This window comes from Anaerococcus sp. AGMB09787 (assembly GCF_022808955.1).
In the GTDB taxonomy this organism is placed as follows: Bacteria; Bacillota; Clostridia; order Tissierellales; family Peptoniphilaceae; genus Anaerococcus.
Genome location: NZ_JAKZEY010000023.1, coordinates 94,859 through 116,503, shown reverse-complemented (window position 1 = coordinate 116,503; position 21,645 = coordinate 94,859). Strand labels below are relative to the sequence as shown.

Below are 21,645 nucleotides of genomic sequence, written 5' to 3'. Positions count from 1 at the left end.
AGATTTATACTATTAGATTAAAGTGGCATATAAATACAGATGCTATATAATAATAAAGAGGTGATTATATGGAAAATAAGAAGTCAATTTGGCAAAGAATTGATCAAAATACAAATGATGAAATATTTGAATACGGAGAAAGATATAAGGCATTCTTAGATGCAGCTAAGACAGAACGTGAAGCTGTAACAGAAATTATAAGACAAGCTAAGGAAAAAAACTTTATATCTCTAGAAGAAGCCCTAAATAAGGGAATTAACAAAAACGACAAGATCTACTATAACAACAAAAACAAATCAGTTGTTCTAATGGTAGTCGGTGATGACCTAGAAGAAGGTATGAACATAGTAGGCAGCCACTTGGATGCACCTAGACTCGACCTAAAACCTAGCCCAGTATACCAAGATGCAGAAATGGCCTTTGCTAAAACCCACTACTATGGTGGAATTAAGAAATTCCAATGGCCAACAATAGAACTTGCCCTTCATGGATATTTTATAGACAAGGAAGGCAAGGAAGTTAAGGTAGCTATAGGGGAAAAGGACGATGATCCAGTATTTTACATCAACGACATCCTCCCACACCTAGGTCAAACTCAAAATGAGAAGAAAATAGGAGAAGCAATCCCAGCAGAAAGCCTAAATATTGTTTTGGGACATTCTTCATACGGAATAGAAGAAGATGATAACCTAATCAAAGTTAGCGTTCTTAACTACCTAAAGGAAAACTATAACCTTGATGAAGACGACTTTGCTATAGGAGAATTCGAAGTAGTTCCAGCTGCCAAGGCTAGAGACGTAGGATTTGATAGGGCAATGATAGCAGCTCACGGTCAAGACGACAGGGTATGCTCCTATGCTAACCTAGAAGCTATCCTTAATACAGATAATCCACAACTAACAGCTGTTGGACTCTTTGTTGACAAGGAAGAAATAGGATCAGTAGGTAATACTTCTATGTCTGCTAAGTTTTTCGAAAACTTTTTAGCAGAAATCCTTGCAAGCATGGACGATTACTCAGACATAAAAGTAAGACGTGCTATGGCAAGAAGTCATGTCCTATCAGCAGACGTAACTGCAGCCTTTGACCCTGACCACAAGTATGCCTACGATGAACTAAACTCAGCCCTCGTAGGTCATGGCGTAACAATGAGCAAGTACACAGGATCAAGAGGTAAGGGGGGATCTAACGATGCAAACCCAGAATATATAGCAAGAATTAGAGACCTCTTCAATAGCAATGATATTATCTGGCAAACAGGAGAATTAGGAAAGGTGGACCAAGGTGGTGGAGGAACAATCGCCTACATCCTTGCTGAATATGGAGCAGAAGTTGTAGATATGGGAACAGCTATGCTATCAATGCACGCACCAGTAGAACTCCTATCCAAGGCTGATGCCTACATGACCTACAAGGCTTATGAAGCTTTCTTAAATAAATTCACTAATAACTAATTTTAATCAAAGAGAAACGGCAGTCAAGGAAAATCCCGCTGCCGTTTTTAATTTACTTATCTATTTTTTCTTCACTCATTTCTCCATCAGTAATCTTGAATACCCTATCGCAATACTTGAGAAGTCTAGTGTCATGGGTAACCATAACAGTTGTCCTATTAGAGTTTTTGGTTATCTCTTCTAAGGTTTCTACTACATCTATCGCTCTTTTGGTATCGAGGCTTGCTGTTGGTTCATCTGCCAAGATAAGGAAGGGATCTGGATATAAGGCCCTGGCTATGGCTGCCCTTTGCCTCTCTCCTCCTGACAAATCACCTGGGTATTGGTTCTTTCTCTTTAGGATATCAAATTCTTCCATAATTTCTTCTGCCTTTTTCTCGTCATACTTTGTCCCATTAAACTTATCTACTAGCTCAAATTGCTCAGATATAGTTAGGAATGGCACCAAGTTTGAGGCTTGTAGGATAAATCCAATTTCCTTAAACCTAAGTTTGTTTTTGGATTTTTGATCCATCTCGCTTAGGTTTTTGCCATTAAAATAAATTGTGCCAGAGCTTGGACTTTGGAGTCCTCCCATCATAGTAAGGAGGGTTGATTTACCAGATCCTGATGGACCAACTATGGCAACCAATTGTCCAGCCTCTATAGAAAAGGATGTTTCTTTAATAGCTTGGATGGTTTCTTCCCCGTCCTTAAATTCTTTTTTTACATTTTCAAATCTAATTATTTCACTCACAAGAACCTCCTAATCTAATACTTCCAAAGGATCTACCTTGGATACTGACCTTACTGAGAATATAGCCCCTAGCATAGATATAAAAATTATCAGTACCGAAATTATTCCATAGAACACATAGGATGACCTAAATGGAACACTGGCAGGCAAGACATATTCTGATCCTATAGTAAGTAGCAATCCAATAACTACACCAGTCAAGCTAACTATAAAAGTTTGCATTATTACTGACTTTGAAATATAGAAATTAGAAATACCTTGAACCTTCATAATGCCAAAAGTTTGCTTCTTTTGCATGGTTATAATATACATAAAGACACCTAGAACTATAGTAGAAATCATAATCAAAAATATAATCATTAGTCCAAAGGTCAATACTTGTGCCAAAAATCCTGGGACTTTTTTGATAAAATCACCTATATGAATTACATCATAGTTTTCGTCTGATGAAAGGTCGCTATCTCCATGGACCAAGATTCCAGCAATTCTCTCAGGTATGCTAACTGTTGCACCGCTAGCTCCATCAGCTTCCATATTTTCCTTAGCCTCGTCTACTTGCTCCTTGTAGGATAAAAAGGCAGGGGATGCCTCATAAAGGTCTGTATAAATTACAGGTGACACGTTATATTTTGAATCTTCAGTGAAACCTACAACCTTAAATACCCTCTCATTCATACTAAGCTCTAGCTCATCTCCCAGGCTCAAGCCCTCTTCTTCCTTAAAAGATACAGGTGCCAAAACTTCGTCCTTGTTGGCAGGCTTTTCTCCCTCTATTACTTCTGGATAGGCCTTGCTATCTTGGTTTAGTCCCATCAATACTATATCTACAGTCTTACTTTCGCTTTGATCTCCATTAATATAGGCAGAAGATCTGGATAAGTTAACTGGTGATATCTCATAATCCTTAAAGTCATCAATAGCTTCTTTTTCCATCATTGATGATGAGATATTTTTGTTAGAGCCTTCCTTTAGGACAATTTTATCTGCCTTCCATAGCTCAACTGCAAGTATATTATCCTTAGCAAGTCCATAGGCGAGTCCTGTTAAGAAGAATACAAGGTAGCTTATCAGGATAACTATTCCTATAATAAGAACAAACCTCCCCTTCTCCTTTTTCATTTCTTTTAGTGCTAAATACATTTACACTCCTTTTGTTTTATTTGAAAATCGCTTATTTTCCATTGTTACATTTTATACCAAAATATATTATTTGTAAACTAATAGGATAATATATCTTATAATTAAATGATTCTTATAATAACTATAAAACAAATAAAAAGAGCTTAGCGACAGATATTTCCATCATTGACTAAGCTCCTTGTAATTATCCTATATAGGTTCCAGTTAGTCCCTTTAAGCCATCTATGGCCTTATCTAGGGATGTTATTAGCACCTTATTGCCATCTTTTGCATTAACAAAACTGAGAGCTGCTTCGATTTTAGGCTTCATTGATCCTTCTTTAAATTCTCCATCAGCTAGGTATTTTTCTGCTTCTGCTACACTCATTTTGCTGATCCATTCTTCGTTTTCTTGGCCAAAATGAATAGCTACCTTATCTACTGCTGTTAGGATTATCAAGAGGTCAGCCCCTACTAGACTTGCAAGTTTTGCTGCTGTAAAGTCCTTATCTATTACAGCATCTACTCCTCTTAGTTTGCCTTCTTCCTTAACTACAGGTATACCTCCTCCTCCACCAGCTATTACTAAGGCACCTGCATTATATAGGTCTTTTATCGCTCTTTTTTGAAGGATATCTACTGGCCTTGGGCTAGGAACTACTCTCCTGTAGCCCCTACCAGCATCTTCCTTGAAGGTAAAACCATATTTTTGGGCTATCTGTTGGGATTCTTCCAAGGAATAAAAAGATCCTATGGGCTTACTTGGATTTTCAAAGGCCTTATCGTCCTTGTCTACCAAAACTTCACTTATTATAGAAATTACCATCTTGTCTAAGTTTCTTTTGCTAAGTTCATTTTCGATAGCATTTTGTAGATGGTAGCCTATATATCCTTGGCTCATGGCTCCACATTCTGCAAAGGGCATCCCATCCATATCATCTCTAGCTTGTAAATACATATCCATGGCAAGATTGATCATACCAACTTGGGGACCATTGCCATGGGATATTATAAGCTCATTTTCCTCTGCCAAGTCTACTATAGATTTTGCTGTCACTTCTACAGCCTTCTTTTGCTCTGTTGGAGTATTTCCTAGGGCATTTCCTCCTAAGGCTATTACAATTTTACTCATATTAGTCCTCTTATCTATTAATTGTTCAATGCCCTATCAACATTTCTTATAAAGTCTTGAACGTTGGTTACCATTGAAACTGCTGTTACTGTTCCCCTATCTGATAGTTTGTTAACTGCAAACTCTTGAATGTCTACTGTGTACATATATACTGGTCTAACCAAGCCATCAAAGACATTGTAGGATGGGGTCATATTACCAGTTGCTATAGTATAAAGGATAGCAGACATCATTATCATAGTTGATGTCTTTCTAGCGTGCTTTCTCATCTCATTTTGTGCCTCGTAGACATTATTGATAGTTTCTGGAAGGCCAAGTCTATCACGGATAGTTCCACAGATAACTAGAGGAACGTCCATTTCTATACAAGCCTTGACAAAGCCATCTTTAACTAAGCCTTCATCTACAAGGGCCTTTGTTGATCCGTACTTTCTGGCAAGATTTATTGTCTCAAATAGGTTTCTTGTGGTGTTTTGCTCTCTTTCAAAGTGGTCTTGACCCCAAGATGTACCAAAAATTCCTCTTTCTAGGTCGAAGGCAGCTGTCTCTGTTCCACAGAAGATTGCATTTACATAGCCATTTCTTACAAGTCTTTCGAGGGCATTTCTTGAGTCCCTATCTAGTGAAAGGGCAGCTCCTACTACAAGAGTTACATAGCCACCATTATTTTTTTCGTGTTCCAATACTTGGTAGAGGTTGTCGTAATCCATAGAAAAGGCAGTCTCTCTTGATCTTCCCGACCTAAAAGCAAAGGTATCCTTGTGGTCATCTCCTTGCAAAAATCCTTGAGTCCATACATATATTCCTTCGCTAGCATCTTCTGTACGACCGATAACTACCTTATCGCCTTTTTTTAGGTTTCTAAATTCTACTATATTTACGCTTTCTTCTCCTGGAGTATCGTTGGCTACGCAAACAGTATCCATTCTGGATTCAGCAGCCAAAACCCACTTGCCATTTATCTTAAAATATTCAGGATAAACAGATAAGGCATGGTAGTTTCTAGGGCTTAGACCATCTTCTTTAACTTCTTCTAGGGTAACATTTGGTGCATTTTTTAAGAAGTCTTTGTCAAAATCAGGATGGTGATATTGTGGTATTTCTAATTTAATCATCTATTTCTCCTTCACTTTTACTTTCCTTTTGGTAAACTTCTACATATTCTTCTTCAGGTATTTCCATCTCCTCTGCTAAAACCTTGTTGGCAGGTGTAATCAAAGCCTTCTCGCAGTTTACAACAAAGTCTTGGACATTAGTAACCATTGGAACAAAGGCAAGTTGCTCTCTCGCAGCTCCCACCTTGTGGACTACATTTTCTGTTACATCTATAGAGTATAGGTAAACTGGACTTACTGAGCCATCCTTCCTTACTCTATATGATGATGCCATATTGGCAACTGATAGGGAATGAAGCATGGTTGCTATACAAATAATAACTGTAGCTTTATCAAGCTCTTTCTTTGTTTCGCTAAGAGCTTTTTCAGTATCTCCTATAACTTCAGGCAATGGACCATCGTCTCTAATTGATCCAGATAGGACAAACGGAACATCCATATCTGATAAAGTTTTTATGATACCATCTTTTACATTGCCTTCTGCTATGAAGTTTTTAATTGAACCAGAAGTTCTTACTTCATTTAAGAGGTCTAGGTGGTTGTAGTGGCCCATAGGGACATTTTCTTGGGTATAAATGTTTTGACCGAGGGCAGTATTTAAGAAGCCACCTTCTAAATCGTGGGTTGCCATAGCATTTCCACCCAATAGGCAATTTATATAGCCATTTTCAGCTAGTTGGTTGAGGGCCCTTCTTGTATCATAGTCAAAGACAACTGATGGTCCTAGTACCCAAACTATATAGCCATCTTCGCTATCTCTTTCATGAGTAAGTAAGTCGAAGAGATAATCATAGTCTCTAGAAAAAGAAGTCTCTACAGCCTTGCCTGGTCTTGAATATATATCATTAGCAAAGCCTTCTTCATGGACAAAGATTCCTTCATCAAGGCTTCCTTCCTTTCCAAGGACTACCTTGTCTCCCTTTTTGATTTGTCTTATTTCTTTTATAATAATCTTTTTATCTTCAAGAACGCCTACACAGTTTAGGCTATTATGGTCAGGTAAGAGCCATTCTCCATCAAACCTATAAAATGTTGGCATGTGTCTTGTAAGAAAAAATCCATCTGGTGCTACCCCATCTTGGAGGGCTTCACTAGTCTTAATGTCCTTGGCCCCATTATACTTTTCATCAGAAAAGTCTGGCATTTCTAAAACTGGTAACTTAAATTCCATTTCCTACTCCTTTTTCGTTATTTTTATAGTAAATTTATAATCTTTATCAAAATCTATATGAATTGTACTAAAGGCTTCGATTGGCTGCCTTAGATTTTGTTCACTAATTAAGAAATATAGGTCTTGTTCAATATATTTTTTAATTTCTTCTACTCCCATAGCCTCCCTTTTGGCTAGGGTTAAAAACTTCCCTACAAAATCATCTCCATAGCTTATAGCTATATGCTTATCATTAAGGATATTACTAATCCTAGATAACTCTAGTACAATTAATTTTTTACGTGCCTCATCATTAGCCTTGGCTAAGTTGAAGAGATAATCGACGTATGATTCGATATTTACTCCAAATTTCCTATCAATAAGCTCTCCCATGTCTTCATTTTCATCAAGAGTCATGGTCAAGATAATTATAGTGTTTTTAAAGTTGATATTCTTATCTTTATTGTCCTTGATGCTTCCATTTTGTAAAATCTGAAGGATCAAGTTAAAGACTTGGATGTGGGCCTTATCTATATTTTCGAAGACAAGGACACTATAGGGTTTGGTTCTTATAGCATTAGTTAAGCCACCACCATATTCATAGCCAACATAACCTGGTGGGGCTCCAATGAGCTTGGTAATAGATGATTTTTCGCTAAATTCATTCATATCAAAGACTAGGAGAGACTTGTCTCCATCGTAGAGATAGTCAGCTAGAAGCCTTGATAAGTAATCAATTGCTGACGTGTCAGGACCTCCAATTCCAAAGCTAAGTACAGGACCATCTTTTTCGAAGACCCCTCCAAAAGATATGATATAGGTATCTATAATCTTATCAATAATCTCACTCGGACCTATAAATTCTTCCTTGAGCTGGTTTCTTATCTTGTTAATGGAATCGAGCTTATTTATTGTAAGTTTGGACTTGGGCATGGAAGTCATCTTGGAAATTATTTCCTTTACCTCATTTACTGTAACCTTGGTTTTTAGGTCGTAGTAAGGCTCTATGGTCGTTAAGTCTTCTAGGCTATCTTTTAATTTATTTTCGATACCTATAAGTTCATTTAACTTATCAAAATCTCTTTTTTCCTTGGCCTCTTCTATTTCAAAGCTAGTTAGATTTATTTCACTCTCTATTTTTACTATTTGGGCCTGCCTGTCTTTTTCAAGATTATACAATTTTTCTTCGTCTTTTAGCCTTGCCTCGAGATTAAGAATTTGATTTTTCTTATCCTCTATCGTTTTTCTTGCTATAGGGTCCTTTTCCCTTTCAAGCCCTATAATCTCCATCTCCAATTGAACTATTTCCCTATGGATGGTGTCAATGGCCTGTGGCTTTTGATCTCGTAGTGTTTTTACCAAGGCAGAGGCCTCATCTATAACATCTATTGCCACATCCGGTAGGTTTCTCTCGGGAAGAAACCTCTTAGAGAGCTTGACTGCTTCAATCAATGCCCCATCACTTATCTTTACCCCATGATAGGCTTCATATTTTGACCTTATCCCCCTCATTATTGCAATAGAGCTATCTATCGAGGGTTCTTCTATAAGGATTTTTTGAAATCTCCTATCTAGGGCCTTATCAACTTCTATATACTTCCTATACTCTTCAAGGGTAGTAGCTCCTATAGTGAGAATCTCTCCCCTTGCAAGCATGGGTTTAAGCATATTGGCTGTATCCATACTTCCATTAGTGGCACCTGTTCCTATTATATTGTGGATTTCATCAATAAATAATATGATTTTGCCCTTGGAATCTATTATAAGGTCTAAGATTTTCCTGAGTCTTTCTTCAAAGTCTCCCCTATACTTAGCCCCTGCCACAAGGGAAGTCATATTTAAGGAGAAGATAATTTTGTCTTTCAAATTATCAGGCACATCACCACGAGTGATCCTTTGAGCTATCCCCTCTACTATGGCTGTCTTACCAACACCAGCTTCACCTACTAAGACAGGATTATTTTTGATACGCCTTGATAAGACTCTTATGGCACTAGCTGTTTCTTCTTCTCGACCTACGACTGGGTCAAGTTTACCTTCTAGGGACTTTTGACTTAAAACTTCCCCATACTTGGAAAGTTTTATAATTATTTCCTTGTCTATGCCTTGGATCAAATATTGGTTTAAGTTCTTGGCTATAAGGTTCTGGAGATTGGTATAAGTTAGCTTGTAACTTTGGCCGAGCTTAGCACTTGGCATATCTTCCTCACGAAGAAGGCTTAAGAGCAAGTGTTCGACTCCGATTTTTTCTTCATAATTATTTCTAGCAATCTCTTCAGATATTATTAAGGCTCTTTGGTAAGACCTCGATAAGTAAAGGGAATTGACCCCCTTGGCAGACCTCAATTTACTAATAGAAGCTTCTATGGCTTCTGTGAGCTTATGGTAAGAGATATCCAGGTCTTTAAAGTAGGTCCTTATTAAATTTTCTTCCAAGGTCATTATTGCATAAAATAAATGAAGGTCACTTACTTCTACATTGTTATTTTTGATAGCGAGCCTGTTAGCTTCCTTTATTATGTTTACAGATGACTGACTATATTTCTTAAAATCCATATTACCACCATTTTTTATAAGGCTACTTGTCTGCCTATTTTATCTTATTAAACTATTAAAATCTTTTTTAACTAAAAATATCCAGCCCTACACTGGATATTTCCGTAGATAACTCTATCTAATCACTTTTTACCCTTGTGATAAAATTTCGGATTTTTGAAAAAATCATCTACTAATTCTCTAATTTCACCGCTAAGTAAAATCATTCCTATCATATTGACAAATACTACAAGTCCCAAGGTCGCATCCAGGAAAACTCCTGCATTATCAAAAGAAACAAACCCTCCCAACACAATCATGAAACAAGATATAGACCTTACAATCTTGCCTACCTTTATTCCAAATAAATACTCTCCTAATTTTTCAGTATAAAATACTATTACTATTATAGTTGATAATACAAAGAGGAACAAGCAAAGGGATACAAGAAAAGTACCAAAATTTCCAAAAGTAGAATTAAAAGCCCTCTCAACCCCTATATCCTTCATATCAGGATTCTCATAAAGTCCAGTTACTAGGACTACTAGTGAAGAAATTGTACATACTATTATAGTATCTGAGATTACTTCAAATATCCCCCACATACCTTGACGGCATGGGTGATCTGTTACTGCTGTGGCATGAGCGTAGGGAGCTGATCCCATACCAGCTTCATTAGAATAGCAACCTCTGGCAGCTCCGGCCTTGATTAAGGCTGCAATACCTGCTCCTGCAAAACCTCCACCAATTGCTCTTGGATTAAAGGCCCCTACAAAAATCATCCTAAAGGCATTTGGAACTTGGTCAATATTCATAAATATCACTATTAATCCTGCGATAATATAAATAGCTGCCATTAGTGGTACCATTTTTTCTGTGATTTGAGCAATTCTTTTGATACCACCGTAGACTACCAAAATTACAAGGACTGCTATTAAGAGAGCTGAAAATATACGGCTAATACCCAATTGTTCTATAGGGCCTGCTGCAGATATTGTTTGTAGGGTAATTGATGGTAAAATTTCTATCATAAAGAAAAACGCTACCAAATATCCCATTACCTTACCTAAAGTACCACCTATTCCCTTTTTAAAGGTGTAGGCTGGTCCACCTACATACTCTCCTTCTTCGTTAGTCTCACGGTATTTGATACCAAGAACTATCTCAGCAAATTTGGTGCCTGCTCCTATTATGGCAGCTATCCACATCCGAAATATAGCTCCTGGGCCTGCAGTAAAAATAATAGCTGGAGCTACTACAATATTAGCTGCACCTATGGATGAAGCTAGGGCTGCTGATGCTGCTTGGAAAGGCGAAACCGATCCTTCTCCTCCAACATCAGATGAGAACATTTTGCCAAAAGTTTGCTTAAGTATGAAGGGTAAATATCTTAGCTGAACAAACCCTATTCTAATAGAAATTAGTAAGCCTCCTCCTAGTAGCACTATAAGGATAGGCCGACTCCAGAACCATTCAGTTAATTGTGATATACCCTCTATTATAAATTTCATAATATTTCCTTTTTTATATATGGGAGGGTGATGATGAGGACCATAGTTAAATCCTCATGATTAACCCTCCCCATCCTACTCCTATATAATTTATAGGAAGTTTGTCTTATCCTACAATCCTTAGCATAAGGTTGCATACATAATAGCTTTTATGGTATGCATTCTGTTTTCTGCTTCATCAAATACATAAGATTGACTAGATTCAAATACTTCATCAGTTACTTCTATAGAATCTAGGCCATATTTTTCAAATATTTCCTTACCAACAGTTGTTTCCTTATCGTGGAAGGCTGGCAAACAGTGGAGGAAGATAGCTTCCTTATCAGCCATTTCCATAACTTCTTTGTTTACTTGGTATGGTTTAAGGATCTTAATTCTTCTTTCCCATTCTTCTTCTGGTTCACCCATTGATACCCATACATCTGTATAGATAACATTAGCACCTGTTGCTGCTTCTTTAACATCTTCAGTTAGGGTTACAGTTGAGAAGTTTTCTGCTGCTATCTTCTTGCATTCTTCTACTAGTGATTCTTCTGGGAAGAGTTCTTTTGGAGCACAAGCTACAAAGTTGATACCGAGTTTAGCACAAACTACCATTAGGGAATTTGCCATATTATTTCTAGCATCACCAAAGTAAACGAATTTTAGTCCCTTAGAATGACCAAAGTGTTCTTCGATTGTTAGGACATCTGCAAGCATTTGTGTTGGGTGCCATTCATCTGTTAGTCCATTCCATACTGGAACTCCTGAGTATTCTGCTAGAGTCTCAACGTGTTCTTGTTTGAATCCTCTAAATTCGATACCATCAAACATCCTACCTAGAACTCTTGCAGTATCTGCTACTGATTCCTTGTGGCCCATTTGAGAACCTGTTGGATCTAGATATGTAACTCCCATTCCTAGATCGTGGGCAGCAACTTCGAATGAACATCTTGTTCTTGTTGATGTCTTCTCGAAAATTATTGCGATATTTTTTCCTTCTAGGTACTTATGTGGAACTCCTGCCCTCTTTAAGTCCTTGAAGTTTTTAGATAAGTCTAATAAATATCTAATATCATCTGATGAGAAATCTAATAGTTTTAAGAAAGATTTTCCTCTAAAATTTTTTGCCATATAAATCACTCCTTTAATAATTATTTTACATACTCATTTTATCATATTTTAGAAATTAATGGTAAAGTTTTGGTAAAATTTATTATATGCCTTTTGTATTTCACAAAAAAGACAATTAATTTGTTAGATTTTTTAACCTATGAGAAATAAGTTTATAATTTTCTCCAATAAATAAAATCCCTTACCTCATCTCCATAGCTAGGTTAAATTATTTGCTCCTTGATAATTTCTTCTACTATTTCTAGACACTTATCAGAAGCAGCTTGGAAGCTCTTGCTATACTCATCAGCTCCCCCACTTAGGGAGTCAGATACTATCTTTATAATTAGATTTGGTATACGGTTTAGATCGCTAACTATAACAACCGCTGCACTTTCCATATCACAAATATCAGCATCATAGGTCCTAGCTATGGCTTCCTTATCTTCTTTCTTGTCCAAAAATTTATCTGCACAACCATCAGTAAGAAGAGGTATATGGCTATAAATATTTTTTACCTTATTTAAAATATCCTCGCTTGTTCTTAAATAGACATCTGGATAGGACATATACCTACCTACTTCGACCTTATCGACAGGAGATGTATCCATCCCATAATGAACTACCCTATCTACAAAGCATATATCTTCAACATTTAGGTTAGCTCTTAGTGATCCAACCACTCCATAGTTTATGAGCAAGTCAATATCAAACTTATCTATAAGCATTTGTGAGCAAGCAGCAGCCCTTATAAGGCCATAATCTGTATGAGCAAAAATTAGCTTATAGTCTCCTAATTCTATCTTATAAGTATCAAAACCACCTACTACTTGATGGTCTATCCTGTCCTTGTATCTTCTAGTAACCGAATCAACTTCAACCACCAAAATTCCAATATTTTTCATCTATCCTCCTAATTTTCTTTAATTTCTACAATCTCTCCTACAAAGACATAGTGGGCCTGCCAACCACCGTCAAAATCAGGGTACACCTCGGGACTTTTGCTATAATAGTTCTTGATCTCATCACTAAGACCATCTTTAGAAAACTGACCTTGATAGTGTTTTTTTACAAGTAAGGTAAGACTTGCTTCCTCATAGCCCACACTATCCCCTATCTTTATTGGACTAAGGCCAGCTGTTTCTGCCTTATTTTTATCATCACGACCAGAATGTGAACCCATATAGGCAAGCTTCTCCTTATCTGCCTTATCAAAAAATGATATAGTAAAGTAGTCATTTTCTAAGAGATACTTGCAAGTTAGACGGGCTGGGTGGATATAAATAGTGATAATTCTTCTTATCCCACCGCTATCCCATATAGATCCAAGAGAGCCCCAGCCTATAGTACAGCCATTAAAATCTTCTATACTTCCTGCACTGGCCAAGGCCCAGTCCTTATTAAATTTATCGTAGCCTTTAAAAACTTCATCAAATTTCATAAATCCCTCCATTTACCTTTATTTTATCATATAATTATAAACTTTTACGAATGAATTATTTATAAGGCTTCTATTAATTACTATCTAATAATTCTCCTTAAAATTTGCAGATAACCATAGATAAAAGATATAATAATTACTTGAGAAATATTATATAAGGATTAATTATGACAGAAAAGAAAAGTAACATTCAATTTATAACAAACGGAAACATCAACAAGGTAATATTTAGGATATCTATTCCTCTGATGATTAGTAATCTTATCAAGACCCTCTACGGTATAACAGACGGAATCTACGTTGCTCAGCTTTCATCTGAGGACTATGCTGCAACCTCCTTTACTTGGCCTATAAATTTCTTATTTATAGCCATAGGACTTGGTATCAATGTAGCAGCTACATCTATTATGAGCCAGTTACTAGGAGGCAAAAAAAATGAAGAAGCCAAGGTCTACGCCAGACATACTCTAGTATTAACTGCTATCTTGGGAATTATATTTTCCATTGTAGGTTATGCTATATCTCCATACATAGTGAGGTGGATGGGAGCAGAAGGTTCCTTTGCCTACAAGTCTCAGATATTTTTGGCAATTAACTCCATTGGATTAATATTTGACCTGATATTTTTTGGTTACCAGGCCATCCTAAATGCCCAAGGTCTTACTAGACCAATAACAGTTATATCAATTATATCTTCCTTGGTTAATGTAATCTTGGATCCATTTTTTATCTTTGATAATGTCTTAGGCCTTCCTGGACTAAACTTAGGACTTGCTGGAGCTGCATATGCTACAGTTATTTCAAAGGTTCTGCTAGTAATAATTGCTATCAGGGTCTTAAACAAGGAATCAGAAATAGACATAGAATTTAAGAACTTCAAATTTAATCCAAAGATTATTAGGAATTTATTTAGCCTAGGAATTCCTGCTTCCCTCGGATCTTCTGGTGAGGCTATTGGATTTATCTTCCTTAATGGCTTTATCCAATCCTACGGAACTACAACCCTTGCTGCCTTCTCTATGGGTAATAGACTATCAGATATCACTAACCAAGCATCCATGGGTGTAGGTATGGCCCTTACATCCATCATAGGACAAAATATAGGAGCAAGGAAGGAGAAAAGAGCCAGGGATATATTTAAGAGAGCAAATATTATAATAACAATTTTCTCCCTCATTGCAGCTATAATCCTCCTTGTCTTTAAAGATCAATTATTATCAATCTTCATTAAGGATAAGTCCGATATAGACCTATGGAGTCAGGCAAGTGAATATATGTACTACTCAGCAGTAATAACATTTTTTATGGGTTATTTCTCGGCCATAACTGGTTATTTCCAAGGTGTAGGTAATACCAAATACACCATGTACCTATCATTAGGTAGACTTTGGATATTTAGAATACCTATAATATTAGTCCTCAAAAATCTAACTAACCTAGGATCAACAGGAATCTGGATAGCTATGCTCCTATCAAACTCTCTAACAGTCTTGTGTGGATTTTTGATTTATCTAAAAGAAAATAGGCATAAAGAATAAAAATATTATAGACTCCTCCTTGATAAATAATCTTGGAGGATTTTCTTTGCAATAAAATAAATTACTTTTTATCTGGCTAGCTATTATTAAGGCTCTATCAACTATGATATCTACAAATATAATAAATTTTCAAAAATAATTATAATTAGACTTGACAGAATCTCTTTAACCTAGTAAAATATCATTAAATAAAAGTTATAAAAAGAAGGAGTACATATAAAGTTTCGCTCAGAGAGTAAACGGTAGGTGTAAGTTTATGGGAATGATATATGGAAGGTAGTCTTTTTTACTGCAACCGTGAAAGTAAGTAAGGGTTGTCGCAGAGGTCTGCGTTAAGAAAACCAGACATTGTTTGATGTTATGAGAGCTCGATTTTTCGGGAATTAAGGTGGTAACACGGAAGATATTTCGCCCTTTATTCATTGATTTGGATAAGGGGCTTTTTTAATATCTATTTTATTCTCCTATCAAACGCAAACATAATTTATGGAGGAAGAAATGAAAAAATTATCAAGAAGTGAATTTATTACACTAAGTATTATGTTATTTGGACTATTTTTTGGAGCTGGAAATCTAATATTTCCCCCACTTTTGGGAAACCAAGCAGGAGATAAGACATTAATAAGTCTATTGGCCTTCTCTATAACCGCAGTAATCTTTCCAGTAATGGGAGTTATAGCTGTAAGTAAGGCAGATGGCCTACAAAACCTTGCAAGTAGAGTATCTCCCCTCTTTTCCCTAATATTTACCCCACTAATCTACCTTGCAGTAGGACCTGGCATCACACTACCAAGGGCAGGATCTGTACCCTTTGAAATGGCAGTAGCTCCCTATATCCCTAGTGATTTCCCAATCCTTATGGCGAGGATCATTTATACCTTTACCTTCTTTTTAATAGCCTATATGTTGTGTATCAAACCTAACCAACTGCTAAAAAGAACCGGTAAATACTTGACCCCTCTCCTTATTGGACTAATAATATTATTATTGTTGGAGTTTTGTTTGTAAAACCTGACATAGGAGGACCTATTTTAGACTATAAGAAAAGCCCTGTTGCCAAGGGAATCGTTGAAGGTTACAACACCATGGACGCCATAGCAGCCCTGAACTTTGGACTAGTAATAAACCTATCCCTCAAGAAATTTAATATCAAGGATGATAAGGGTATAACCAACTACACAATAAAATCTGGAATTGTAGCTGGAGCCATATTATTTACCATATACTATATGCTATCTTATGTAGGAAAAATAAGCTCCAACATCTTTCCTAATGCAGAAAACGGTGCTATTATCCTAACCCAAACAGCAAGATTTGTCTTTGGTCCTTTTACAGAGCTACTACTTGCTGCAATCTTTACCCTTGCCTGCCTTACAACTTGTGTAGGCCTTATAACAAGTGGTTGTGAGTACTTTGAGGGCTACTTCAAACACAAAATCTCCTACAAAAACTGGGTAAGAATATGGACCTTGTTCTCATTTTTGATAGCAAACTTTGGCCTAAACAAACTCCTTTCTATATCAGTACCTATACTAAATATGATATATCCAGTAGTTATGCTACTAATATTTATGGGAGTAAGCCACAATAGAATGAACTACACCCACCTATCCTATGTAGTATCAGCATCTTTTGCTATAATAATTCCTATTGTTGAGAACTTAGCAAAGGCAGGTCTAAACCTTCTAACAATCATATTAGAAAAAATGCCATTTGCCCAATACGGCTTCTCATGGCTAGTGCCAACTGCCCTTGCCCTTTCTATAACAAGCCTTATATCTAATCTTATAAAAGATAATAGTAATATCAATATAAAAGTAAATAATCTTGTAAAAAACTTCAAAAGTTAGGTCTTTATCTAACTTTTGTTGTTTTATATATTCTTTATAATATATCCATATATATTTTTATGAATTAGATGTTTATTAAAATTTTTTTTGGGTAATATTCTTAATAAGAAAGTACTTTTGATTAATTAAAATTATGTGTTAACGTTAACCTAACAGTTTGTCAACTTTGTCCAAGAGAATATAAAAATCAAATAAAATTTTATAAGAGTAAATGAAATTATTATGAAAAGACCAAAAAATATATCAGTAACACAACTTTATATCTCAAACTTAATATTATTTGTTTGTTTTGCTATATCAATAAAATTACTACAGGCTTCTTTAAATATTTGGTATATTCTTACTATAATATTAGAAATGTCTGCTATTGAGACTATAATCTTTTATAAAAAGAGTAATAATAGCTTTAAACCAATAACATATGAAAATGGTTTGGAAACTGTTATCCTATCTGTAGGTATAACTATAGTATTGACTGGTATTATTTTGTTCATTCTTTATATGACAAAATAATATTAATAATTTAATCTATACCCTCAAAACTATTGGACTATCTTCTATTCTAAGATGTCTCTTTTCCAAACTATGTTGTTAAACATTAATTTACCAAATCAAAACTACCAGCAAAGCTTAAAATTTGCACAGCGCCTATAAGGCGCGAATACCGGCACGCCCCTATTGGGGCTGTCGAGTATTCCATCACATGCACTACCATCCCAACTACTGCTTTAGAGTTTCCTTTATTTTTGTTTGACTTCCTTATCCGTAAAGGGGTCATAGTATTCCTTTATACTTATTTGATCAGTGTAATAATCTTCTTTTAATTGATTTTGTATATACTATTTTATTTTCTCTTCATTTCTTCCTACTGTATCCACATAATAGCCTCTGCACCAAAAGTCTCTATTCCCGTATTTATATTTTAAATTTGCATGTCTATCAAATATTATTGATGAATTTTTTCCTTTTAAGTATCCCATTATTTCTGATACGCTGTATTTTGGTGCAAATGCTACATGACATTTACATCGCCATTTGGTGTGTGATAAAATATTCTTGTCCATTAAATTCTTCTTGTTTTAATTGTGCATGTGGTTATCACAATTATATATATCTAGCGAGAATTTTTTTAGCTTGAATCTAAAGCTAAATTTCTCCACCTGCATAGTAGGTGGTTTTTGTTTTACTCACATCCGTTCGTTCAGATCACTTGAGTTGACAAAAAATAATCTGAAATTAATTTTAGATTATAATTGACTTTTTCTATCAGGTTATATGTTTATTTATAATTTTCAATATTTACAATCTTATCAAAAGTCTTAAGATAATCTTCATCATGATTATGGGTAATTACTATTCTAGTTATCTCATCTAGCTGTCCGATAAGTTTTTCTATAGTACTAGCGCTTATAGGGTCAAGGCCACTTGTAGGTTCATCAAATATTATCACTTGAGCTTTCCTATAAAGAGCTCTGGCCAACTCTAATTTCTTCTTTTCCCCACCTGATAAGCTATCATTTCCTAGTATGGTGTCTTTTTTGCTTTGATATACATAGTTAAGGTCAACTTTTTTTATAATTTCTTCAATTTTTTCTAAATCAATATCCCTATCTCCCATAGCAATATTTTTAACCAAACTGTCCCTAAATACTATTGAATTTTGTGGTATGTAATAAATCAATGAATATATCTCATTTTCTCTAAAAGATTTAAAGTCTCCATTTTTAAAACTAATTTCTCCCAAATAATCATCATTTATTTTGATTAAAATTTTACCTAATGTTGACTTTCCTGACCCAGATTTTCCTATTATAGCATATGATTTATTTTCTTCAATATTTAAATCTAGATTCTCAAATATCTTATTATCCCCATAAGAGAACGATAAATCTCTAATTTCTATATCAAGCATAGGAATTTTTTCTATTTTTAGGTTTTTAGTTTTACTCGGTATATTTCCTACTACCATATCCTTAATTTCTCTAGTAGATAAAATTTGAGCCAAATCCCTAAAGGCCTCTGCCATAGCATTGGTTGAAATTGATACTAAAGTTAATGATGCTAGTAAATCTGAAAGTTCTATAAAATTATTCTTAACCAAAATGCTACCAATGTATATTATTAATAAATAAGATAGGAGGTTTAGAACAAACAATATCTCATACAACATTGAATTTGTAATATTGAGTTTGTTTCTTGCTTCTAGCAAGTTCTCATTATTCTTGTCAAAGTTATGTAAAAAATATTCCCTATTATTTGATTGCTTTATAAGAAGGTATCCATCCAATAGTTCATTTAGTATATCTATGTATTTAGAATATTTTTTTGATCTTGATACTTGAAGTTTTGATATGTATTTAGAAAACTTAGAACTTACTAATCCTGGTAAAACAACAAAAAGCAAAGTAGATAATAATATGTAGGGGTGTATAATATATAATCCAACTATATAAACAATACTTCTTCCTATCCCAGTAAGTGCATTAGGAAGATTTGACAAATAATCTAGCCTTAACTGATCTACATTTTGGTCAACATCCGCTAAAAAATCACCCTTATTTTTCTTGTAAAATGATGAAGTCTTAGATAAAAAAAGTCCATCAATATAGTCATGCCTTAAATCTATACATATATTTTTTGTAAAAGCATTAGAGTTTTTTTCAGATACATAAAAACAAAAACAAGCTGTAACAACATAAACCAAAGCTCTTATTACAATACCATTAGGACTGGTGGCCTCTTTCCCAACAAATATATTCACTAGCCTAGAACTATCTATTGTGAACAAATATATAAAATACACTTCAAAAATTCCAAATAATACTGATAAAATTAAATTCATCTTATTTTTTAATATGTACTCTTTCATTAATAAATCTCCCCTTTTTTTATTAGATCCCTAATAATATGTTCTTTTTGCTTCCTTCTTATATTACATTGTTTTAGTAGATTATCTTTATTATAAATTAGTAAAGAAGCTGGACATTCGCTACAAATATCTTTTATCCAACAATTAGAACACTCTTTTATATGATAATCTTTCAAATAATTGAAATATTCTAATAAATTATTATAGTTTTTATTAAATATTATTTCCTTGTTTAAATCACCAATTATATATTCATTATGCCCCATAAAAAAATGACATGGAATCATTTTACCAGATGGACTTATTGCAAAAGATTCTCTCCCTGCATCACAATAATTGCTATCATAATTACTATTTATAATATTTCTTAGAGTAGCTAATTTGCTTTGTTTTTCATAATTAATATTTTCATCTAAATTAAGATCATCAGCTAAAGATAGTTCACTGTCTCCAATACAATCAGAAATAAAGATACTAATGTCTCCATATCTATTACTTAAATAGAATTTGAGATCATCTTTAGAAATATTTTTATTTCTATGTAGAAGAGTATATGTTACTTCAAGTAATTGAATATTAACTTTATATTTTTTCAACAAAAAAATTGCTTTATCTACATAGTCGAAACTTGCATCACCATTTTTAAATGGCCTCAATATATTATGTACATTTTCTTCGCCATCTATACTTATGGTTACCCCAAAATCCTTTTCATAAAAAAACCTTGCTATTTCATCGGTTATAAGAGTTCCATTTGTAACAATAGTATATTGAGGTATCCTCCTTATAAGACCTGAACTATATAGATATTCGAATTTATCTACTATCCTCACTATAGTTTTGAAGCTTATTAACGGCTCCCCTCCGAAAAACATTACAGTTCCTATATCATTAAAATGTTTTGGAATAATTTTAGATATTAAATTTTCTATTTTTTTAGAATCTATAGCATTTATTTCTTGATTATAGCTTCCTCCATTAGCATAGCAATATTTACATGATAAATTGCACTTATTATTAAGAATAATTTCTAATTTAGAGATTTTATTAGTTTTCAATAAACTTTTAAATCTCTTATTTTTATTTGATATAAATATCTTATTTAAATAATTTTCGGTTTTTTTTAATTCAGATTCAGGCATATGTTCTAAATTACTTAAAAGCAATTCAAATTTATCAAAATTTATTTGATCTACTTTTTTAAACTGTAAATTTTTTTTATAAAATATGTAGTAAGATTCGTTATTCTTCTCAATCAAAAAGTCATTTTTTTCTATCATCGCTAAGATCTCCTAATTTTCTATATTTCAAATTTTTATCATAATAATCCATTTGATACTTTTTACAATTAGTAACCATAAAAATATACTCTGTTAATCCAATTTTTTTACCTAACCTCATAAGACTTTCATTAAAACGATAATCTTGTTTTGAAAAAGAAATACAGATTTCCTTATGATAGCAAGGATGAGTATGTATAACCATTGGTATATAGCAATTTTTTTTACACCACATTAAAAAATAGTAACTATCTTCCTTGGGAATAAATAACTTTGGATTTTCTAATGAATATGATTTATTATTTTTAATTTCATTTATAAATTTTATTTTATAATTACCATCAATATTTTCTACAGCTATAAAATATCCATATTCAAGCAACTTATTTTTGTTTATTTTTTGATTTAAAATATTAATTATTATTTCTAAATTAGTAATATACATAATAAAATAACAGGAATAGACTTATTCTTTTTCTTATAGCCTTATATTATATTAATCCTCAGTATTTTTTGTTCCTCCACAAGCTTTACCACAAGAAGAAAGTTCAGTTTCAAGCTCATTAAGTTCTTTTTCTAGACTATTTTCAATTTCTATTTCTTCAAATTTTATTTCTTTTATTTCATCCATTATATACTCCTATATTTTTTATATTTTGTCTATTCCTGTTATTTTATTACTTATAATTATCTATGTATTTTCATCCTTTATTAATTAATCATTCATATAAATAGTTAACATTATGTATATTCCAAGTTATTCTTGTACATAAATATATTGTATCATTATCTTTATCATCAAATCGTTTTGATATTGATAATG

Annotated in this window: 18 protein-coding genes, 1 pseudogene and 1 other annotated feature; of the genes and pseudogenes, 4 read left to right on the top strand and 15 right to left on the bottom strand. The window is 33.9% G+C overall.

Annotated elements, in window-relative coordinates:
• The first annotated feature begins 68 nt into the window (after positions 1 to 68).
• Positions 69 to 1,454: an aminopeptidase gene (locus MUN42_RS06265; protein WP_243343711.1), complete on the top strand. Its 1,386-nt coding sequence runs from the start codon at positions 69 to 71 to the stop codon at positions 1,452 to 1,454.
• A gap of 52 nt (positions 1,455 to 1,506) precedes the next feature.
• Here MUN42_RS06265 and MUN42_RS06260 read toward each other — a convergent pair whose 3' ends face one another.
• The 10 genes from MUN42_RS06260 to MUN42_RS06215 all read right to left on the bottom strand — a co-directional run bounded on the left by MUN42_RS06260 (position 1,507) and on the right by MUN42_RS06215 (position 13,285).
• On the bottom strand, positions 1,507 to 2,190 hold the full coding sequence (locus MUN42_RS06260) for an ABC transporter ATP-binding protein (protein WP_243343710.1): 684 nt from the start codon (positions 2,188 to 2,190) through the stop codon (positions 1,507 to 1,509).
• 9 nt (positions 2,191 to 2,199) lie between these two features.
• On the bottom strand, positions 2,200 to 3,330 hold the full coding sequence (locus tag MUN42_RS06255; protein WP_243343709.1) for an ABC transporter permease: 1,131 nt from the start codon (positions 3,328 to 3,330) through the stop codon (positions 2,200 to 2,202).
• A 184-nt stretch (positions 3,331 to 3,514) separates the two neighbouring features.
• The gene (gene arcC / locus MUN42_RS06250) at positions 3,515 to 4,441 is read right to left on the bottom strand and encodes a carbamate kinase (protein WP_243343708.1); all 927 of its coding nucleotides are present in this window, start codon (positions 4,439 to 4,441) and stop codon (positions 3,515 to 3,517) included.
• A gap of 17 nt (positions 4,442 to 4,458) precedes the next feature.
• On the bottom strand, positions 4,459 to 5,553 hold the full coding sequence (locus MUN42_RS06245; RefSeq protein WP_347708764.1) for a hypothetical protein: 1,095 nt from the start codon (positions 5,551 to 5,553) through the stop codon (positions 4,459 to 4,461).
• Complete coding sequence (locus MUN42_RS06240; protein WP_243343705.1) at positions 5,549 to 6,727, bottom strand: hypothetical protein; 1,179 nt, start codon at positions 6,725 to 6,727, stop codon at positions 5,549 to 5,551. The genes MUN42_RS06245 and MUN42_RS06240 overlap by 5 nt, the downstream gene beginning before the upstream one ends.
• Positions 6,728 to 6,730: 3 nt before the next feature.
• Positions 6,731 to 9,262, bottom strand: a complete 2,532-nt coding sequence (locus MUN42_RS06235) for an AAA family ATPase (RefSeq protein WP_243343704.1) — start codon at positions 9,260 to 9,262, stop codon at positions 6,731 to 6,733.
• Between the two features lie 122 nt (positions 9,263 to 9,384).
• Positions 9,385 to 10,752: an amino acid carrier protein gene (locus tag MUN42_RS06230; protein ID WP_243343703.1), complete on the bottom strand. Its 1,368-nt coding sequence runs from the start codon at positions 10,750 to 10,752 to the stop codon at positions 9,385 to 9,387.
• 120 nt (positions 10,753 to 10,872) lie between these two features.
• Positions 10,873 to 11,865 carry an ornithine carbamoyltransferase gene (gene argF / locus MUN42_RS06225; protein ID WP_243343702.1) on the bottom strand — a complete coding sequence of 331 codons (993 nt, stop codon included), beginning with the start codon at positions 11,863 to 11,865 and terminating at the stop codon, positions 10,873 to 10,875.
• 203 nt (positions 11,866 to 12,068) lie between these two features.
• Positions 12,069 to 12,749, bottom strand: coding sequence for a 5'-methylthioadenosine/S-adenosylhomocysteine nucleosidase (locus tag MUN42_RS06220; RefSeq protein WP_243343701.1), 681 nt, complete (start codon positions 12,747 to 12,749; stop codon positions 12,069 to 12,071).
• Between the two features lie 8 nt (positions 12,750 to 12,757).
• Entirely contained in the window at positions 12,758 to 13,285 is a 528-nt protein-coding gene (locus MUN42_RS06215; protein WP_243343700.1) for a flavin reductase, read from the bottom strand.
• 167 nt (positions 13,286 to 13,452) lie between these two features.
• Here MUN42_RS06215 and MUN42_RS06210 point away from each other — a divergent pair, with 167 nt between their 5' ends.
• The 3 genes from MUN42_RS06210 to MUN42_RS09840 all read left to right on the top strand — a co-directional run bounded on the left by MUN42_RS06210 (position 13,453) and on the right by MUN42_RS09840 (position 16,673).
• Complete coding sequence (locus MUN42_RS06210) at positions 13,453 to 14,823, top strand: MATE family efflux transporter (protein ID WP_243343699.1); 1,371 nt, start codon at positions 13,453 to 13,455, stop codon at positions 14,821 to 14,823.
• A gap of 188 nt (positions 14,824 to 15,011) precedes the next feature.
• Positions 15,012 to 15,242: a binding site (T-box leader), on the top strand.
• 79 nt (positions 15,243 to 15,321) lie between these two features.
• Positions 15,322 to 15,831, top strand: a complete 510-nt coding sequence (locus MUN42_RS09845; protein WP_347708761.1) for a branched-chain amino acid transport system II carrier protein — start codon at positions 15,322 to 15,324, stop codon at positions 15,829 to 15,831.
• Positions 15,822 to 16,673 carry a branched-chain amino acid transport system II carrier protein gene (locus MUN42_RS09840; protein ID WP_347708760.1) on the top strand — a complete coding sequence of 284 codons (852 nt, stop codon included), beginning with the start codon at positions 15,822 to 15,824 and terminating at the stop codon, positions 16,671 to 16,673. The genes MUN42_RS09845 and MUN42_RS09840 overlap by 10 nt, the downstream gene beginning before the upstream one ends.
• 740 nt (positions 16,674 to 17,413) lie before the next feature.
• Here the strand turns inward: MUN42_RS09840 and tnpA are convergent.
• The 5 genes and pseudogenes from tnpA to MUN42_RS09795 form a co-directional block, all read right to left on the bottom strand.
• Positions 17,414 to 17,737, bottom strand: a pseudogene (gene tnpA, locus MUN42_RS06200) (IS200/IS605 family transposase).
• 215 nt (positions 17,738 to 17,952) lie between these two features.
• A complete protein-coding gene (locus MUN42_RS06195; protein WP_243343698.1) occupies positions 17,953 to 19,542 on the bottom strand; it encodes an ABC transporter ATP-binding protein in 1,590 nt (529 codons plus the stop codon).
• Positions 19,542 to 20,822: a radical SAM protein gene (locus tag MUN42_RS06190; protein ID WP_243343697.1), complete on the bottom strand. Its 1,281-nt coding sequence runs from the start codon at positions 20,820 to 20,822 to the stop codon at positions 19,542 to 19,544. The genes MUN42_RS06195 and MUN42_RS06190 overlap by 1 nt, the downstream gene beginning before the upstream one ends.
• Positions 20,806 to 21,267 carry a hypothetical protein gene (locus tag MUN42_RS06185; protein ID WP_243343695.1) on the bottom strand — a complete coding sequence of 154 codons (462 nt, stop codon included), beginning with the start codon at positions 21,265 to 21,267 and terminating at the stop codon, positions 20,806 to 20,808. Before MUN42_RS06185 ends, MUN42_RS06190 begins: the two co-directional genes overlap by 17 nt.
• 51 nt (positions 21,268 to 21,318) lie before the next feature.
• Positions 21,319 to 21,453 (bottom strand): hypothetical protein, encoded by a 135-nt coding sequence (locus MUN42_RS09795; protein ID WP_279323810.1) that lies wholly within the window; start codon positions 21,451 to 21,453, stop codon positions 21,319 to 21,321.
• Positions 21,454 to 21,645 lie beyond the last annotated feature (192 nt).

Bases quoted from the DNA above. Each gene is read 5' to 3' on its own strand.
- MUN42_RS06230 (WP_243343703.1), bottom strand. From the start codon at position 10,752: ATGAAATTTATAATAGAGGGTATATCACAATTAACTGAATGGTTCTGG.
- MUN42_RS06210 (WP_243343699.1), top strand. From the start codon at position 13,453: ATGACAGAAAAGAAAAGTAACATTCAATTTATAACAAACGGAAACATC.
- MUN42_RS06255 (WP_243343709.1), bottom strand. From the start codon at position 3,330: ATGTATTTAGCACTAAAAGAAATGAAAAAGGAGAAGGGGAGGTTTGTT.
- MUN42_RS06265 (WP_243343711.1), top strand. From the start codon at position 69: ATGGAAAATAAGAAGTCAATTTGGCAAAGAATTGATCAAAATACAAAT.
- MUN42_RS06185 (WP_243343695.1), bottom strand. From the start codon at position 21,267: ATGTATATTACTAATTTAGAAATAATAATTAATATTTTAAATCAAAAA.
- MUN42_RS06235 (WP_243343704.1), bottom strand. From the start codon at position 9,262: ATGGATTTTAAGAAATATAGTCAGTCATCTGTAAACATAATAAAGGAA.
- MUN42_RS06215 (WP_243343700.1), bottom strand. From the start codon at position 13,285: ATGAAATTTGATGAAGTTTTTAAAGGCTACGATAAATTTAATAAGGAC.
- arcC (WP_243343708.1), bottom strand. From the start codon at position 4,441: ATGAGTAAAATTGTAATAGCCTTAGGAGGAAATGCCCTAGGAAATACT.
- argF (WP_243343702.1), bottom strand. From the start codon at position 11,865: ATGGCAAAAAATTTTAGAGGAAAATCTTTCTTAAAACTATTAGATTTC.
- MUN42_RS06240 (WP_243343705.1), bottom strand. From the start codon at position 6,727: ATGGAATTTAAGTTACCAGTTTTAGAAATGCCAGACTTTTCTGATGAA.
- MUN42_RS06190 (WP_243343697.1), bottom strand. From the start codon at position 20,822: ATGATAGAAAAAAATGACTTTTTGATTGAGAAGAATAACGAATCTTAC.
- MUN42_RS09845 (WP_347708761.1), top strand. From the start codon at position 15,322: ATGAAAAAATTATCAAGAAGTGAATTTATTACACTAAGTATTATGTTA.
- MUN42_RS06195 (WP_243343698.1), bottom strand. From the start codon at position 19,542: ATGAAAGAGTACATATTAAAAAATAAGATGAATTTAATTTTATCAGTA.
- MUN42_RS06220 (WP_243343701.1), bottom strand. From the start codon at position 12,749: ATGAAAAATATTGGAATTTTGGTGGTTGAAGTTGATTCGGTTACTAGA.
- MUN42_RS09795 (WP_279323810.1), bottom strand. From the start codon at position 21,453: ATGGATGAAATAAAAGAAATAAAATTTGAAGAAATAGAAATTGAAAAT.